14 protein-coding genes are annotated in these 15,217 nt (G+C 61.4%); 6 read left to right on the top strand and 8 right to left on the bottom strand.

What is annotated here, in order from left to right; genetic code table 11:
* Window positions 1-34: 34 nt before the first annotated feature.
* The 4 genes from EEB12_RS17440 to EEB12_RS17455 form a co-directional block, all read right to left on the bottom strand.
* The gene (locus EEB12_RS17440) at window positions 35-517 is read right to left on the bottom strand and encodes an acyl-CoA thioesterase (RefSeq protein WP_029256546.1); all 483 of its coding nucleotides are present in this window, start codon (window positions 515-517) and stop codon (window positions 35-37) included.
* A 125-nt stretch (window positions 518-642) separates the two neighbouring features.
* Window positions 643-1,446 carry a class I SAM-dependent methyltransferase gene (locus EEB12_RS17445; protein WP_020909528.1) on the bottom strand — a complete coding sequence of 268 codons (804 nt, stop codon included), beginning with the start codon at window positions 1,444-1,446 and terminating at the stop codon, window positions 643-645.
* Entirely contained in the window at window positions 1,443-2,099 is a 657-nt protein-coding gene (locus EEB12_RS17450; RefSeq protein WP_021345902.1) for a FadR/GntR family transcriptional regulator, read from the bottom strand. Before EEB12_RS17450 ends, EEB12_RS17445 begins: the two co-directional genes overlap by 4 nt.
* 79 nt (window positions 2,100-2,178) lie before the next feature.
* Window positions 2,179-3,081 (bottom strand): Lrp/AsnC family transcriptional regulator, encoded by a 903-nt coding sequence (locus EEB12_RS17455; RefSeq protein WP_019745816.1) that lies wholly within the window; start codon window positions 3,079-3,081, stop codon window positions 2,179-2,181.
* A gap of 224 nt (window positions 3,082-3,305) precedes the next feature.
* Between EEB12_RS17455 and EEB12_RS17460 the strand changes: the two genes are divergently transcribed.
* Both EEB12_RS17460 and EEB12_RS17465 read left to right on the top strand, forming a co-directional pair.
* On the top strand, window positions 3,306-5,021 hold the full coding sequence (locus tag EEB12_RS17460) for an amidohydrolase (RefSeq protein ID WP_020909525.1): 1,716 nt from the start codon (window positions 3,306-3,308) through the stop codon (window positions 5,019-5,021).
* Window positions 5,021-6,355 carry an MFS transporter gene (locus EEB12_RS17465; protein ID WP_020909524.1) on the top strand — a complete coding sequence of 445 codons (1,335 nt, stop codon included), beginning with the start codon at window positions 5,021-5,023 and terminating at the stop codon, window positions 6,353-6,355. The genes EEB12_RS17460 and EEB12_RS17465 overlap by 1 nt, the downstream gene beginning before the upstream one ends.
* A gap of 136 nt (window positions 6,356-6,491) precedes the next feature.
* Here EEB12_RS17465 and EEB12_RS17470 read toward each other — a convergent pair whose 3' ends face one another.
* The 3 genes from EEB12_RS17470 to EEB12_RS17480 all read right to left on the bottom strand — a co-directional run bounded on the left by EEB12_RS17470 (window position 6,492) and on the right by EEB12_RS17480 (window position 9,197).
* On the bottom strand, window positions 6,492-6,857 hold the full coding sequence (locus EEB12_RS17470) for an ANTAR domain-containing protein (protein WP_029537179.1): 366 nt from the start codon (window positions 6,855-6,857) through the stop codon (window positions 6,492-6,494).
* Window positions 6,858-7,193: 336 nt separating this feature from the next.
* Entirely contained in the window at window positions 7,194-8,060 is an 867-nt protein-coding gene (locus tag EEB12_RS17475; RefSeq protein WP_080910325.1) for an alpha/beta hydrolase family protein, read from the bottom strand.
* Between the two features lie 90 nt (window positions 8,061-8,150).
* The gene (locus EEB12_RS17480) at window positions 8,151-9,197 is read right to left on the bottom strand and encodes a LacI family DNA-binding transcriptional regulator (RefSeq protein WP_070385036.1); all 1,047 of its coding nucleotides are present in this window, start codon (window positions 9,195-9,197) and stop codon (window positions 8,151-8,153) included.
* 255 nt (window positions 9,198-9,452) lie between these two features.
* Between EEB12_RS17480 and EEB12_RS17485 the strand changes: the two genes are divergently transcribed.
* Complete coding sequence (locus EEB12_RS17485; protein ID WP_141488216.1) at window positions 9,453-11,087, top strand: N,N-dimethylformamidase beta subunit family domain-containing protein; 1,635 nt, start codon at window positions 9,453-9,455, stop codon at window positions 11,085-11,087.
* A gap of 177 nt (window positions 11,088-11,264) precedes the next feature.
* On the opposite strand, the gene EEB12_RS17490 is transcribed toward EEB12_RS17485, so the two are convergent.
* Window positions 11,265-11,906 (bottom strand): nucleoside/nucleotide kinase family protein, encoded by a 642-nt coding sequence (locus EEB12_RS17490; RefSeq protein WP_020971164.1) that lies wholly within the window; start codon window positions 11,904-11,906, stop codon window positions 11,265-11,267.
* A gap of 117 nt (window positions 11,907-12,023) precedes the next feature.
* Here EEB12_RS17490 and EEB12_RS17495 point away from each other — a divergent pair, with 117 nt between their 5' ends.
* The 3 genes from EEB12_RS17495 to EEB12_RS17505 are packed head-to-tail and all read left to right on the top strand — an operon-like array spanning window position 12,024 to window position 15,205.
* Window positions 12,024-12,623 (top strand): TetR/AcrR family transcriptional regulator, encoded by a 600-nt coding sequence (locus EEB12_RS17495; RefSeq protein ID WP_021331692.1) that lies wholly within the window; start codon window positions 12,024-12,026, stop codon window positions 12,621-12,623.
* A gap of 45 nt (window positions 12,624-12,668) precedes the next feature.
* Window positions 12,669-13,565: a crotonase/enoyl-CoA hydratase family protein gene (locus EEB12_RS17500; RefSeq protein WP_241840798.1), complete on the top strand. Its 897-nt coding sequence runs from the start codon at window positions 12,669-12,671 to the stop codon at window positions 13,563-13,565.
* Window positions 13,562-15,205, top strand: a complete 1,644-nt coding sequence (locus EEB12_RS17505; protein ID WP_141488217.1) for an AMP-binding protein — start codon at window positions 13,562-13,564, stop codon at window positions 15,203-15,205. The genes EEB12_RS17500 and EEB12_RS17505 overlap by 4 nt, the downstream gene beginning before the upstream one ends.
* Window positions 15,206-15,217: the final 12 nt, after the last annotated feature.

A 15,217-nucleotide genomic window follows, 5' to 3' on the forward strand; every position in this document is an offset into this window, starting at 1 on the left:
AATGCATAAGGTTATAACTTAAATTTGACTGGATTTAGTCATCGTGTTCGGGCGTTAAGTCCCGAACTGCAGCCCGGATGGACTGTTCACGAAGCTCGTTCTCTCTGCGCAGTTCACGACGCCGACGACCGGCCTCGAATCGCTGCCTCGCGATTGTTCCGGTCGGCCGCAGTTGGGGTACCTCGGCCGGTTTTCCGTCGCTGCCCATTGCGACCATCGTGAAGTAGCAACTATTGGTGTGTCGAGATTTTCCGAGAAGAATGTCTTCGGTTTCGACGCGTATTCCGATTTCCATCGAGGTGCGCCCGGTGTAATTGACGGAAGCGCTGAACGTGACGAGTTCTCCGACATGCACCGGTTCGCGGAACACCACACGATCCACCGACAGGGTCACGACGTACGTCTGGGCGTATCGACTCGCGCACGCATAGGCGACCTGGTCGAGAAACTTCAGAATCGTTCCGCCGTGAACGTTGCCCGAAAAATTGGACATGTCCGGCGTCATGAGGACGGTCATGGACAACGTTTGTTTCGATGCTTGCTGCGATGCTTGCTTCAATTCGGGCAGGGAGTTCGATTCGGACATCGAGCGGGCCTCTTCGGGTCGGTGGACGGTGAAGAGACCGTATCCGGCAAAGAGGGTTACCCGCGCGTTCGGAAGAACGCGGTGTCAGAGTTCGGGACAGTGCCAACGTGGAGGATGTATTCGCTGGTGGCGACGGGGCCTGGCGCACTCGACCTGAGATAGGGCTCGAGCGTCGAGCGGAGGTGCGCTGACATCGAAGCCCAATTCCCTGTGCTTCGAACGGCCTCGCGAAAGTTCTTCAACGCCGGTGCCTGGTCGCACAGTTCCTCGACGGGATCCGATCCGGCTGGTAGTTGCCACTCGAGCAGGTGGGAGGCCGAGCTCACCGACTCCAATCCGGCTGCTGCCTTCTCGAATTCGCTCGAGCTCGACCATGTCGTCGGTAGTGGTGTGATGCCATTCCACGCCGAGGCGGCCTCCCGGCGGAGTGCTGCTGCCCACCCGTTCTCCGACCACGTCGCGACGCAGATCTTTCCGCCTGGCCGGGTCACCCGCATCATCTCTGCGAGGGCAATCGAGGGGTCGGGGCAGAAGATGATCCCGAAGATGCTGACGCAGGCGTCGGCACTCGAATTCGGCCAGGGTAAAGACTGCGCATCGCCGATCGTGAAGGTGGGTTGGGTAGTGCCGGGGTAGGGAATCCAGCGTTTGCGTGCGACCTCGAGCTGGCTGGCGGAGAGGTCGAGTGCGTGGACCGTCATGCCTGACTGAGCCGCCGGGAGCGCAAAGTTCCCGGTTCCGGCGCAGACGTCGTACACCGTGCTCACATGCCCGATCGAGCGCAGTGCCTCCGTCGATGCCGGTGAGAGTTGCTCGGCAAGAGGCGAATACGTCGTACCGTTCCAGTTTCCCTGATTCACGCCAAGCTCCTTTCGACTGCGTCGATGACCGTATCGAGCGCTGCGCCCGCCGCGCGCGCTGATTCGTCGGGGTTGCGTTCCTCGATGGCAGCGATCAAGGGTCGGTGCTCGTCGACGTGGAAACCTGGACCGACACTGACGGCGGACAGTGAATCCGTCACGGCGGCAAGGACTCCCCGGTAGACGTCGATCAGTGCGGAATTGTGGGACGCCTCGACGATCGAAAGGTGCAGGGCCATGCCGGCTTCGACAGTGAAGCCGCCGACGTGACCGGGGTGGGCATTCCAGGCTGCATGTATCCGCGCGAGATCTTCGGGGGTGTGGCGCTGCGCTGCAAGTCGCGCGGCTTCGACCTCGAGTCCGCGTCGCAAGCTCAGTACGTCGAGAATGTCACCTCTGGCGAGCCTGCGCCCGAGTAGTCCTTCGACCGGCGACGCCGCCATGACGTACACGCCGCCACCGTGACGAACGGACAGAACTCCGGCGTGTGCAAGCGCCCGTACCGCTTCGCGCATGGTGTTTCGGGCGACTCCCAATTCCTCGACCAGTGCGGTCTCCGGCGGGAGTTTTGATCCGACGGGCCATCGGCCGGTCGATATCGCGTCCTCGATTGCCGCAGCGACGATGTCTACCTTGCGTCCGGAGTCGGACATGTGTGCCACCTCGGGTAAGTGAGTCAATGACTTTGTCCGAGGTTAGCGTGCTCTCACGAGTGGGTCAATGACTTGGGAATTATCCGCGTACGTCCAGGCTGCGGGCGTAGTGCTCCTTGAAAACCTCGAGATGCGCCCACGATTCCAAGCCGCTGACACCGTCGATGCCCCGGATTCGCTCGGACAGGGCATGGAGGTCGTTGGACGAGTTGGCGGCGACCGTCGCGATCACGTCGTACCGTCCCAGGGTCCGCGCGAGGAATTCGATTCCGGGCAGGGACTCGATCTCCGATACCGCGTTGTCGTCCCGTGAGCCCAGATTGACGCCGATGCCCATCGCCAGCGTCCGGCCACCACCTCGCCGCTTGACGACAGCGCCGACGCGCAGTGCCGTGCTCGCGATCAGGTGATTGACGCGATTGCGCACAGCGCTCGGCGACAGGCCGGTGTGTTCGGCCAGCTCGAGAAATGGCATGCGCCCGTTGCGTTCGAGCAGTTCGATCAAGGTGACGTCCGTCGAATCGAGTCGGATGTCGGCTTGTAAAGCGGTCTCGGGCATGAAGATTCCCTTGATGACGTCGACGTAGACCAGCGTGCTCACGGATCTGACGCCACGCTGTGAGCGGAGTTCGGCGATAGCGCGGTACAGATCGTCGTGGCTGGACACCCGAAGTTCCGCGATCACGTTGTACTGCCCGCTGACTGCCGAGATGTAGACGGCAGCCTCGGATTCGATCAACGCGTCCAGTACCGGGGTCATCGGTCCGGACACGGCGATCGACACGTGTGCGAGTGCCTTCAGGCCGAGAAGTTCGGGGTGTGCGACGGCAACCACGGACACCGTTCCCGAGTCGAGTAGTGCCTGCACCCTGGTGGACACTGCCGCGCGTGGGGCATCGACGGCCACGGACAGTTCGCGGTACGTCGCTCGCCCATTGCGTTGAAGAGCAGCGATGAGCTTGGAATCGAGATCGACCGTCATGGATGCCCCAACTTTTCCAGAGATTTTTCTGTATGAGCTTCCTATTAGAACAGTCGCATGTGGGCATAGATTATGTGGATAAGTGCAGAAATGCTCGAATACTTGTACAAAAAAGTTGTGTACCACCTGGTCTGAAACTTTGATGCATTGCATAGCTCCAGGTCAGGGCGTAGTTTTCGCTCAACACGCAGTGACCTGCACCACCATCTCGACGAAGGACCGCCATGCGCAAGTTGCACACGCACGAAGCCTCGCCGCTCGACGCCACCGCCACGATCTTCACCGGCGCCAAGATCCACACCGTTGACGACAGCACGGCGGGAGCCGAAGCGTTCCTGGTGTTCGGGAACCGCTTTGCCGCGGTGGGGACACTCGAGGAATGCCGCACGGAGGCGCGACGCCTGAGCACTCGCACGACCGCGGTGGTCGAACTCGACGGCGCCACCGTCGTCCCCGGATTCGTCGATCCGCACGCACACCCGTTGATGTACGGACAGATGCTCAGCTGGGTGGACTGCGGGCCGGAGAAGGCGCACTCGATTCCCGGAATCATTGCTCTGCTTCAGGAAGCGGCACTCACAGCTCCTGCAGGTGTCCCGATTCGCGGATACGGCTATGAGCACCGCAACCTGATCGAAGGGCGTCATCCGCTCAAGGAAGAGCTCGATCAGGTGGCCACCGATCGCGAGGTCTACCTCATGAACGCGAGCGGTCACGGCGGCGTCGTCAACTCCTTCACTTTCGACAAGCACGGCATCGATGCGAGCACTGAGAACCCGGCCGGTGGCGAGTTCTTCCGAGACGCAGACGGCGAGTTGACGGGCGAGCTGTCCGACGCCGCGTGCAACATCCTCACCGGTGTCAACGGTGTGAAGGTCGGCCATCACGGACCCAACTTCCATCTCGAGGACGAGCCGGAAGAGCACCTTCGCCAGCTGTCGGTCGCTCAGGACAAGTTCCTGGCCGGCGGCGTCACCACCATCGGCGACTGCCAGGTGACGCGTCGTGAATTCGACATGTACCTGCGTCTGGCCGAGCAGGATCAGCTCAAGACGCGTGTCAGCATGTACATGCTCAGCCATCTCCTTGATCACGTCATCGACACGGGAATGCATGGCGCCTTCGGCAATTCGCGGCTCGCGTTCGGCGGCATCAAGTTCTACGCCGACGGCACTCTCGGCGGCTGGACCGCATACTTCCCCGACGGCTACGTGGGCGACCCGTGCCGCACCGGGCAGCTCTACCATGAGCCGGCGGACTACTCGGAGCTCATTGCCAAGGCACACTCCGTGGGTCTGCAGACCGCCACGCACGCACAGTCGCCGACCGCCATCGACATGGTGCTCGACGCCATCGAAGCAGCGCAGAAGGCTCACCCCGACGCCGACGCGCGTCACCGCATCGAGCACTGCGGACTCCCGACGGCCGAGCAGATCGCCCGGATGAACCTGGCCGGTGTCTACCCGGTGAACCAGCCGCAGCACTACTACAACTGGGGCGAGGGCGTCACCGCGGCGATCGGCACTCCGGGTGAGCGGTTCAACCCGCTCGGGGAGTTCATCGCTGCCGAGGTTCCCGTGACCATCAGCTCCGACGCCCCGGTCGCAGAGCCCAAGCCGCTCGAGGCAATTCAGGCAGCCGTCACTCGTGTGACACGTCAGGGCCATCAGCTCGGCTCCGATGCACTCCGCATCTCCGCCGACCAGGCACTGCAGGCTCACACGCTCAACGGCGCGCGTGCGCTGGGTCGTGAAGCGGAACTTGGCAGCATCTCGGTCGGCAAGCGGGCCGACTTCGTGATTCTGGGCGCGGATCTCCTCGAGGTTCCGGCCGACGCGATTGCGCAGATCGAGGTCCGGGAGACCTGGATCGACGGCGAACTCGCACATTCAGGTTATAACCACCTATTGTCGAGCACTTCGACCACCGAGGAAAAGTAATGAACCGAGAGCAACAGATCGTGAAGGCCCGCAAGGCGGGATTTGCAGCCTTCGTCGGTACAACCATCGAGTGGTACGACTTCTACGTCTATGCCACGGCAGCCGCCCTGGTGTTCGGTGACATCTTCTTCCCGCCCGGAACCGATCGCCTGACCGGCGTTGCGGCGGCGTTCGCGACGTACGCCGTCGGGTTTTTCGCCCGCCCCCTTGGTGGAATCGTGTTCGGCCATGTCGGTGACAAGATGGGCCGACGCACCGCTCTTGTTGTCACCCTGACGCTGATGGGTGCAGGAACATTCCTCATCGGCATGTTGCCCACGTACGCGTCGATCGGGTTCTGGGCGCCGCTACTGCTGGTCGTGCTCCGCTTCGTCCAGGGCTTCGCCGTTGGCGGCGAATGGGGTGGCGCAGTCCTGATGGCCGTCGAGCATGCTCCCGAGGACAAGAAGACCTTCTACGGCGGATTCGCTCAGCTGGGCAACCCGGCCGGCGCCCTTCTTGCCACCGGTTTCTTCAGCATTCTCTCCACCTTCGGCGACGACGCTCTGCGCGAGTGGGCTTGGCGTCTGCCGTTCCTCTGCTCGGCACTGCTGATTCTGGTCGGCTTGGTCGTTCGCCTGAAGGTCGAGGAGTCCCCGGTCTTCGAGTCCGAGGTGAAGTCCGCGGACGTTCCGGAGATGCTGCCGCTCAAGTACGCGCTGGTGACCAACTGGCGTCCGATCATCCTCGGTATCGGCATTCTGCCGGTCGCAGTCGGCGGCTACTACCTCGTGACGACCTTCATCACGGCATACGCAACCGACCCCGACGTCGGCTTGTCGGAGACGCTGATTCTCAACGCGCTCAGTGTCGCTGCAGTGGTCGAGTTGATCGCGACCCTGGGAGTTGCGTGGCTCGGCGACAAGGTGGGGCGCGTCCGCGTGGTCATCTGGGGTCTTGCTGCGGTCGCAATACTCGCAGCGCCGCAGTTCCTGGTGCTGAAGTCCGGATCCGTGTTCCTGATCTTCCTGACGTTTGCGGTCATGCGACTGGTGCTTGCTGCCACGTATGGTCCGATCGCCGCCGTTCTCTCACAGATGTTCAAGCCGCAGGCTCGTTACACAAGTATCTCGTTGGCGTACCAGGGTGCCGGCGCGATCTTCGGCGGATTGTCTCCGCTGGTCTCGACGCTCATGTACAAGGCAACCGGCAGCATCTGGCCGGTCATCGCACTGCTGATCGGCATGTGCATCCTGAGCATCGTCTGCCTGCTCTTCGCTCCGCAGCATGTGGACGAGGCGACCGACACCGACGGTGTGCGGCAGGACCTGAACAAGGAATCGGCCTCGGCCTGACTGCCGAGAATCGGCTTCCGCCTGACTGCCGAGAATCGGCTTCCGCCTGACAACTGAAAACACGAAGCTGGGGCAGTACACGATTTCCGTGTACTGCCCCAGCTGTCGTTTCAGGTCAGTTGTCGTTCAGCGACTGTTACGCGCCGACGAGATGGCGGTGAAAGTGATCGCTGCGTCGGTGGGCCTGGCTGAGATTCCTGATCTCGCGAAGCCAGAAGTGAGACGCCAGCGCGTTGTTGCTTCCGTAGCCGGTGCCGGAGGTGTCCTCGTCGATCAAGGCGACAAGCGCCTTGATCAGGCTGGTGACCTTGAGGTTGTTCGTCTGAGAATGTCGTACCAGCAGGTCGGCGGCTTCGTCGGTGCTGCAGCGGTAGAGCGTGCAGACAATTTCGAGAGCCCGTTCGCGGAGACGGCCCGAATTGGTCGGGATCCGTAGTCCGTTTGTCGGGACACTGTTCGTCTGGTTGTTCGTGTCGTCGGGGTGAATCATGGTGTTGTACAAGGTATTCCTTTGAACCGCAAGGGTTTTGGACCCGTGCGGTGTGTAGCGCATGTTGATACTGGTGCAGTCGGTACGCGATTGGCGGCGGACTCTGTCGGAGCCTTCGGCCTGGTCAACAATCTGCGGGACTGATGAAAGTGCGTAGTGATCAAAGGCGCGGATTTGCACCGAACTGGAAGTCTGCCCCTGGAACGAATATTGGAACTGTCGTTCCGGGCGAAGCGACCGGCTGCCTGACTGACGGCTGCCCTCTGATAACCCCACCGTACGTCATGGAGTTGGTTTCAGCTAATCCTTTTGCGGGCGATCATGCTCACAGTAGGCGGTTTCACCTGCTCAAGGAGTGTTTACGTGATCGATTATTGCTTGCTTGGTGATAGCCCAGGCGTTGGTTGTCGGGTTTCCGAAGTCGCCGTGGCCGACGCCGGGTAGTTCGATCAGATCGACCACGTCGCCTGCTGCTCGTGCGGCACGGGCATAGCGCCGGCTCTGTTCGACCGACACGACCTTGTCGCCGAGTCCGTGGATCGCCGTGACGGGGAGCCCGGTGGGGAGATGTTCGATCGGTGACGCGATGCGGTAACGGTCAGGGTGATCGACCGGCATGCCGCCCAGAAGATTTCGAACAAATCGATCTTTGCCCGCGGTTGCGGCGAGTGTCATGTCGAAGACGCCGGCCATGATCGTCGCCGAACGAATCGGCACGGTGAGGTCAGGCGCGGGAGCATCCGTGTCCTGTTGTGGTCGCGACGCGACCCACGCGGCCAGTTGTCCGCCCGCGGAGTATCCGGCGATGTGCACGCGACCCAAATCCAGTCGCCCGGAGGCCTTTTCCTGAACGATGCCGGCAAGCGCGTTGGTCGCCGCAACGGTATCGGAGAGAGTAGTCGGCCAACCGCCCTGCCCACCTATACGTCTGTATTCGATGTTCCAGACCGCAATTCCGTAGGGGGTCAGCGTTTTTGCCCACGCACCCGCGTACTCCAGATTGCTCTTCTGCGCCCAGCCGCCGCCGTGGATCAATACGACGACTGGCAGGTCGCCGTCCGATCCGGGTGGAAGATACAGATCGCCGAAAGTATCTGCGGCAGCGGCGTAAGCGATGCGTACCGCAGGGACATCGCGGTCGAGACCGGTGGCGCTGGCGACCGAGATCACGAGCGTGAAGATGCAGACGAGCGCTACGGCGAGGTACCTGGCCAAGCGGTCGCGGGAGCGGTGCGCGATGGCTTGATTCCTCTCGGTCTGCGACGGACGATTGTCAGGAAATCAGTCTATCGGTGCCGAGTGAATTCATGGGGTGAGCGAATTTGCGGTGCTTGCTCGTATTCGTAGTTCGCTACGGGTGTGGGTCGGCGCAGAGGGTTCGTCACCGTCGATCAGGGCGAGCAGTGCATCCACCGCCAAAGCTGCTTGTTCTTCGGGGAAGAAGTCGACGGCGGTGATCGGGGGATCGGAGATCAGTAGAGCGGGCTCGTCACTGTCCTGGGCGATCAAGATACTTCCGGGAATTGACAGGCCGAGATCGAGCGCCGCTCGTGCAGCGGCGGGGGCGCAACCGAGGATGACCGAGAGGATCGCGTCAGGGGGATTCTCGGATGTCAGTGCTTTGTGAGTCGCCCCGTATGCCGCGGAGACGAGTTGTTCGACGGAATTGACGCCCTCGAACGACGCCAGGTCGTCCGTGGCTCGGGGCGACACGCCGTGGATGCGGCACCATTCGAGGTAAGCGATGGTCGTTGCGCGAGTCCATGCCGAATCCATTCCGGGATTGAGGACAAGGATATCCGTTGCGCCCTGTTCGGTGAGGTGGTTCAAGAGCGTTTCGGTCGTGGCGAAGAGATCCGGCGAAATACTCCATCCGAATTGCTCAGGGTTGCCGGGACCCACTACGACAGAAGGTATTCCGAGTTTCTTCAAGATGTCGACGCGAGGGTCGTGCATCATCGGGTCGACGACGATCACACCGTCCATCTCGATGCGACGCAGTCCGTTCGGGTCCTTCATCGACGGCAACAGCAGGAGTGAGTGATCGGCGTGGAACGCTGCCTGTGTGGCGGCGGTCGCCACACGGCCGTACCAGTCGAAGTTGAGGTACTCGGCCGAGGAAGGCTCGTCCGGAGCCGGGAGCATCAACCCGAGGGTGGCGGTTCGACCCGAGCGAAGGTTTTGTGCCGACCGATTGGCTCGGTAACCCAAGCGATCCGCAACCTCTTGAACACGCGCCCGGGTGGCAGAGTCGACTCTGCCCTTGCCGTTGAGTGCGTAGGAAACTGTGGACACGGCGACGCCGGCGGCTGTCGCGACATCGCGAAGCGTCGGGACGTTCGGCGTGATCATCGGGGTCGCGTCCTCTAGTTGCTGGGCGGTTTCTACTCAAGAGTAACGCCCAATCGTTTCGGCAGGGGGAACCTGGCGGACGATTGTTCAGTCGGAGAAATTTCGCCGAATCGTTTCATCAGAGCTATTGACTATGCCGAAACGTTTCGGCACTCTCGTAGAACACCGGGACAACTTCGAGTGAAATTCGGTCGACCTCGGGCACCCTCATTCCCAGTCCATGCGCCTAAATACGACGATCCACGGAGTTACCCCATGAGAGAGAAAACCCGTCCACGTCGCGCGGGTGCTGCTGCCGCGTGGTCGGCCACTGGTGGTTTGGTCGAACGGCCGGGATTGATTCCGGGTGCACCTGAGATCTGGGTCTACGCAGACAAGTTCTCCTACTTCGCCGGCGACACCGTCTCGGTGCGGGTCCACACCACCGCTGACGAATACGACATCGAGGTGGTCCGTGACGGCGCGCGCCCACAGAGCATCGTCAAGTACATCGGGCTACCAGGAAAACAACAGTCGACGCCCGACGACGCCTATGCGACCGGGTGTGATTGGTCGGAATCCGTTGCCTTCACCGTTGCACCGAATTGGGCTTCGGGGATGTACCTGATCCTGGTTCGAATGCGCCACGAAGGTGTGGTCGTCGAACGTGAGGGCTTCTTCATTGTCAAGGCACGTGAACCCGAGCACGCTGACATGGTCCTCATCCACACCACGAGCACGATGTTGGCCTACAACGACTGGGGCGGAGCCAACAATTTCCGTGGTGCCCCGGACGGTTTCGGCGACGTGGCGACACCGATTTCGTCGACGCAGCGTCCCATCGCGCGCGGGATGTTGCGCAAACCCGAAGGTGCAGCGCGAAACATTCACACCGATATGCCGGGAATCGGATGGGTTCCGCGGCACCCGCCGTACGAATGGGCTTGGGTGAACGGATACTCGCGCCATCACGCCGACGCATTCTGGGCGACGTACGAACGCCCGTTCACGGTGTGGGCGGAGGAGCAAGCGTTTCTCGTACACCACATCACCCAGCACGACCTACATGAGGATCCTTCAGCGCTGCACGGATATTCGTGTGCAGTCGTCGTCGGTCACGACGAGTACTGGTCGTGGGAAATGCGTGATCGTCTCGACGCATTTGTCGAAGGAGGAGGCGGCCTGGCGCGATTCGGCGGGAACTTCCTGTGGCAGGTACGCATCGAAGGTGACGCGCAGATTTGTTACAAGAACCCCTTCGACGATCCCATACGAGAAGTAGACCCCACCCGCGTCACCACGGCATGGGATTCCCCCGAGATTGCTCGGCCGGGCGCGTGGACGATGGGTTTGACCGCGATGGCGGGGGTGTACAACCGTTACGGTGCAACAACTCCGAGGTCATCCGGCGGCTTTACCGTATACCGGCCCGATCATTGGGCATTGAACGGAACCGACCTGTATTACGGTGACAACTTCGGAATCGCGCCGGTCTGTATTGCCGCCTTCGCAATGGACGGTGCGGACTACACGTTCAGGAAGGGTCTGCCGTACGCCACCGGTGTCGACGGTGCACCAGAGGATCTGGAAATCATCGCAATGGCGCCGGCAGTATCGGGGTCACGGGACAACTGGAACGGCACCGCTCCGATTGGTGTGCCCTTCGCCGAGTTGTCGGGAATCTTCGAAAGTGCCTATGGGAGAGAACTCCCCGAGCATCTGCGCGAGTTCGAATACGGTTCGGGAATGGTGGCGACACATCAGCGCGGTCTCGGAACCGTTTTCAATGCCGGGACGACCGAGTGGGTCAGTGGACTGATTCACCGGGATCCTTTCACCGAACGAATAACCGCAAACGTACTGAATCTGTTTGCTGCGCAACTGTCGAGTTTCACTGAGGAGACAAACTGACGGCGACGACCAGCGGTAGAGTTTGTTGCCCCGAGGATGATGGCGAAAGAGGATCCATACGTACGTATGTATGGAGATCTGAAATCGACTTGACCAGGGTTTTTAATCCAAACTACCGTAGTCTTCGCCGTTCAGTTGGATGACGGGTGAGTGTGGGGAGCTGCCGAACTTTGGCAGTCACGTGCGGATCTCCACGATCAGATCCGCACGTGACCTGGCCGCTGCGATTACGTCGGCGTTCGGTTGATCCACCCGCCTCACCCAGTCCGCGGCCGCTTCGGAACTCCTCCCGAAGCGGCTGTGGCGTTTCACCAACCGCTGCGTGCGTGTCGCCTCCGGAACCTCGAGGTACCAGACGGTGTCGATCGCCGCTCGTACTTGTGGCCAGCTGCCGTTTGGTAGGAGGAGGTAGTTTCCCTCGGTGACGATCAACGGTGTTCGAGGCTCGACAGCGGTTGCGCTGCCGATTGATTCGTCGATCTCGCGATCGAAGACGGGCGCGTACACAATGGAGTCTGCCGATCGGAGGCGGTGTAGAAGCGCCGCGTATCCGTCGGCGTCGAAAGTTTCCGGAGCGCCTTTTTGTCCACGCCTGCCGAGTCGGTCGAGTTCCCGATTGGCAAGGTGAAAGCCGTCCATCTCGACGACGGTGCACAGTGAGTCCAGTTTCTGCGCAATTGCCTGTGAAGCCGTCGATTTCCCGGCTCCAGGGGCTCCCGTGATGCCGAGAATGTATCGGCCGTTGTCGGTGATCAGTGAAGCGGCGCGTGAGGCAAGTTGATCGAGCGTCAGCGAGACGGTCGGCGGTGAGGTCCTCACTTGTTGCTCCGATCAGTCCGAGGTCCGGTGGATCGAGGGTACGCCGGAGGTCTTCGACCGTTGACAGTCTGAATGGACTGTAAAACTGTGAGCCATGCCACTCGAGAGACTGGAGGTGTGACCGTGACCCTGCGTGACGCGCAGCGCGAAGCCACGCGCCACCGGATTCTCGATGCGGCAACGGATTTACTGATAGCGGACGGGTATTCGTCGTTGACGACGCAGTCGGTTCAAACGGCTGCCGGAGTCAGTCGGGGCGCTCTCCTGCACCACTTTCCGAATATGCAGGAGCTCACTGCGGCGTTGGTGTCGAACATCGTCGTGCGGAACGAGGCGGCGGTGAGGTCGGCGATGTCTCGACAAGACCCGTCGGTGGATACGATCGAGAACTCGATCTCCGCTCTGTATTCGGCGTTGACTCAGCCGCCGTTCCAAGCGGAACTCGAACTGTGGTCGGCGGCTCGGACGGATCCGGTGTTGGCGGAGGTTCTCCGCGAATCGGAGCGCGTCGCCGGGCGGGATTTGCAGCGAGTTGTCCATGACGCGTTCGGGCCTGAAATTGTTGCTTCCGAGAACTATTCGCAAATTGCAGATCTAACCGTGCTGATGCTCCGTGGTTTGGCGTTGTCCCGGGCGGTACACAAGAGCGATGCCTCTGCGCGTCGTTCGATCAGTCAATGGGCGGGCGTCGTTCGCCTGCTGCTCACCCAGAACTAGCGCAACTCGTTTCGTTCGAAATGCGCTCGATCGACAGGACCGATGATGACAGATTTTGCGACCCTGAAATACGAGACCTCTGGTGGTAAGGCGTACATCACCCTGAACCGCCCCGATCGGCTCAACGCAATCGACGATCGGATGCCGTCGGACATCCGAAATGCAGTTGCGGCGGCCAATGACGACGACGACGTTCGCGTGATCATCTTGCAAGGCGCAGGCAAGGCGTTTTGCGCCGGGTACGACCTCAAGAAGTTCGCCGAAGGAGATCTCGACGGAAAGTGGAATCAAGGCCCGGTGTGGGACCCCATCAAGGACTTTCGGGGCATGAAGCAGAACACCGACGACTTCTTCACCCTCTGGCGATCGCTCAAGCCGACCATCTGCAAAGTTCAGGGTCATGCAGTCGCAGGCGGAAGCGATATTGCGCTGTCCTGCGACATGCTGATCATGGCTGACGACGCCCGCATCGGATACCCGCCTGCTCGCGTCTGGGGTTGCCCGACCACAGCTATGTGGGTGTACCGCCTCGGGGCGCAACGCGCCAAGCGAATGTTGTTGACGGGAGACACCATTGACGGTGTCACCGCCGCCGATTGGGGATTGGCGCTCGAATCGGTGCCGGCCGACGAACTGGACGCTGCGGTGGAGGCGTTGGCGGATCGCATCGCCGGTGTCCCGCTCAATCAATTGGCAATGCAGAAGATGATGATCAATCAGGCGTACGACAACATGGGGTTGCAGGGCACCCAGGTACTGGCAACCCTGTTCGACGGAATTACGCGTCACTCTCCGGAAGGGCGCTGGTTCAAGGATTTTGCCGAACGCGACGGATTTCACGCCGCGGTGCAGTACCGCGATTCCGGCCGCAAGATTCCAGACGGAGGCGGGCCGCTCCCCGAATCCGACACCCCTTCCGAAAAGAAAGTGGATGTGAGATGAGCAGTGTTCTCGAAACGTCGTACTTCCCCGCGGACGTGTCGGACCCGATAGTGGAACAAACGGTCGGCGGGCTGCTCCGAGAGTGCGCCGCGGACTCGCCGAACCTGGTTGCTATCCGAGAAGTAGTTCCGGCGCAATCGCATTCGTTGTCCGGTGCCTCCGAGACGGATCGCACCTGGACCTTTGCGGAACTCCTGGGTGAAGCGGAGGGGTGCGCGCATTACCTCTTGTCGCAGTTCGACCGCGGCGACCGGATAACGGTCTGGGCTCCGAACATTCCGGAGTGGATGATTCTGCAGTACGGCGCCGCGCTTGCCGGAATGGTTCTGGTGACTGCCAATCCGGCATTGGGTGCGGAGGAATTGGCGTACGTCTTGTCGCAGTCCCAGTCCCGCGGGTTGTTCCACACCGGAAAGTTTCGCGGCGGTGACATGGCGGCGGTGGCATCCGAGGCGATTTCGATTGCGGGAGCAGAAGTTCTGGCAGTGAACTTCGAGGATTGGGATCGTCAGGTTCGAGGTTGGGCGGGCGAACGGGGCGCACTGCCGGAAGTCTCTCCTGACGACAATGCGCAGATCCAGTACACGTCGGGAACCACCGGAGTTCCCAAAGGTGCGCTGCTGCATCACCGAGGACTGGTCAACAATGCCGATTTCGTCAGTTGGAGAGGTCAATTCCCCGAACGGGGGTCGGTGGTGTCGGCGATGCCGCTGTTTCACACTGCCGGGTGCGGCATCCTGGTTCTCGGTGCCGCGCAGCGAAGAATGTCCATCGGTCTGATCCAGTATTTCGATCCGACTGCGGTTCTCGATGCGGCGGAACGCTTTCGGGCCGACGTGGTCAGTGGAGTCCCGACGATGCTGATCGCGATGATCAACGACGCCAGCTTCGCGAGCCGCGATTTCTCGGCCTGTTCGGTGGTCGTGTCGGGTGGGTCGTCGGTCCCGCCCGAACTCGTGAGCACGGTGGAATCGGCCTTCGGTGCGGGGTTCAGCATCGTCTACGGACAAACCGAGGCGAGCCCCGTGATCACGCAGACCAGCCCCGCCGACACCCCCGAAGACAAATCGGAGACGGTCGGTCTCGCGTTGCCGCAGGTCGAGGTGAAGATTTCCGACGTGGTGACCGGGGACAGCGTGCCACTCGGCGAACAAGGTGAGATCTGCGCGCGCGGGTACCTCGTCATGACCGAATACTTCCGCAACCCGGAGGCTTCGGCCGCCACCGTGGACAAGGACGGTTGGTTGCATACCGGCGACTTGGGGACGATGGATCACCGTGGATACGTCCGGGTGACTGGCCGGCTCAAGGACATGATCATCCGCGGCGGGGAGAACATCTATCCGCGAGAGGTCGAGTCCGTGATCTTCACGCATCCGAAGATCCTCGATGTGGCGGTCGTGGGTGTGCCCGACGAGGTGTGGGGCGAGCGGGTGGTTGCCGTCATCAGGTGGAAAGACGAGTCCGACCAGCCGACCGCAGCCGAACTGGTCGAGTTCTGCACCGAGCGACTGGCACGCCACAAAGCACCCAAGGAGTGGTTCAGTGCAGAAGCATTTCCTCTGACCGGCTCGGGCAAGATTCAGAAATATCGAATTGCAAGCCTGGTCGGCGAGGGCGCCTACGGCGTCGTCAGCTGACCCGAGCGCATA

It is taken from the genome of Rhodococcus sp. WS1 (genome assembly GCF_003797745.1).
GTDB lineage: Bacteria > Actinomycetota > Actinomycetes > Mycobacteriales > Mycobacteriaceae > Rhodococcus_F > Rhodococcus_F erythropolis.

Excerpts from the sequence above, each read along its gene's own strand:
- EEB12_RS17440 (WP_029256546.1), bottom strand. The coding sequence starts at position 517 with ATGACCGTCCTCATGACGCCGGACATGTCCAATTTTTCGGGCAACGTT.
- EEB12_RS17450 (WP_021345902.1), bottom strand. The coding sequence starts at position 2,099 with ATGTCCGACTCCGGACGCAAGGTAGACATCGTCGCTGCGGCAATCGAG.
- EEB12_RS17455 (WP_019745816.1), bottom strand. The coding sequence starts at position 3,081 with ATGACGGTCGATCTCGATTCCAAGCTCATCGCTGCTCTTCAACGCAAT.
- EEB12_RS17460 (WP_020909525.1), top strand. The coding sequence starts at position 3,306 with ATGCGCAAGTTGCACACGCACGAAGCCTCGCCGCTCGACGCCACCGCC.
- EEB12_RS17465 (WP_020909524.1), top strand. The coding sequence starts at position 5,021 with ATGAACCGAGAGCAACAGATCGTGAAGGCCCGCAAGGCGGGATTTGCA.
- EEB12_RS17480 (WP_070385036.1), bottom strand. The coding sequence starts at position 9,197 with ATGATCACGCCGAACGTCCCGACGCTTCGCGATGTCGCGACAGCCGCC.
- EEB12_RS17485 (WP_141488216.1), top strand. The coding sequence starts at position 9,453 with ATGAGAGAGAAAACCCGTCCACGTCGCGCGGGTGCTGCTGCCGCGTGG.
- EEB12_RS17500 (WP_241840798.1), top strand. The coding sequence starts at position 12,669 with ATGACAGATTTTGCGACCCTGAAATACGAGACCTCTGGTGGTAAGGCG.
- EEB12_RS17505 (WP_141488217.1), top strand. The coding sequence starts at position 13,562 with ATGAGCAGTGTTCTCGAAACGTCGTACTTCCCCGCGGACGTGTCGGAC.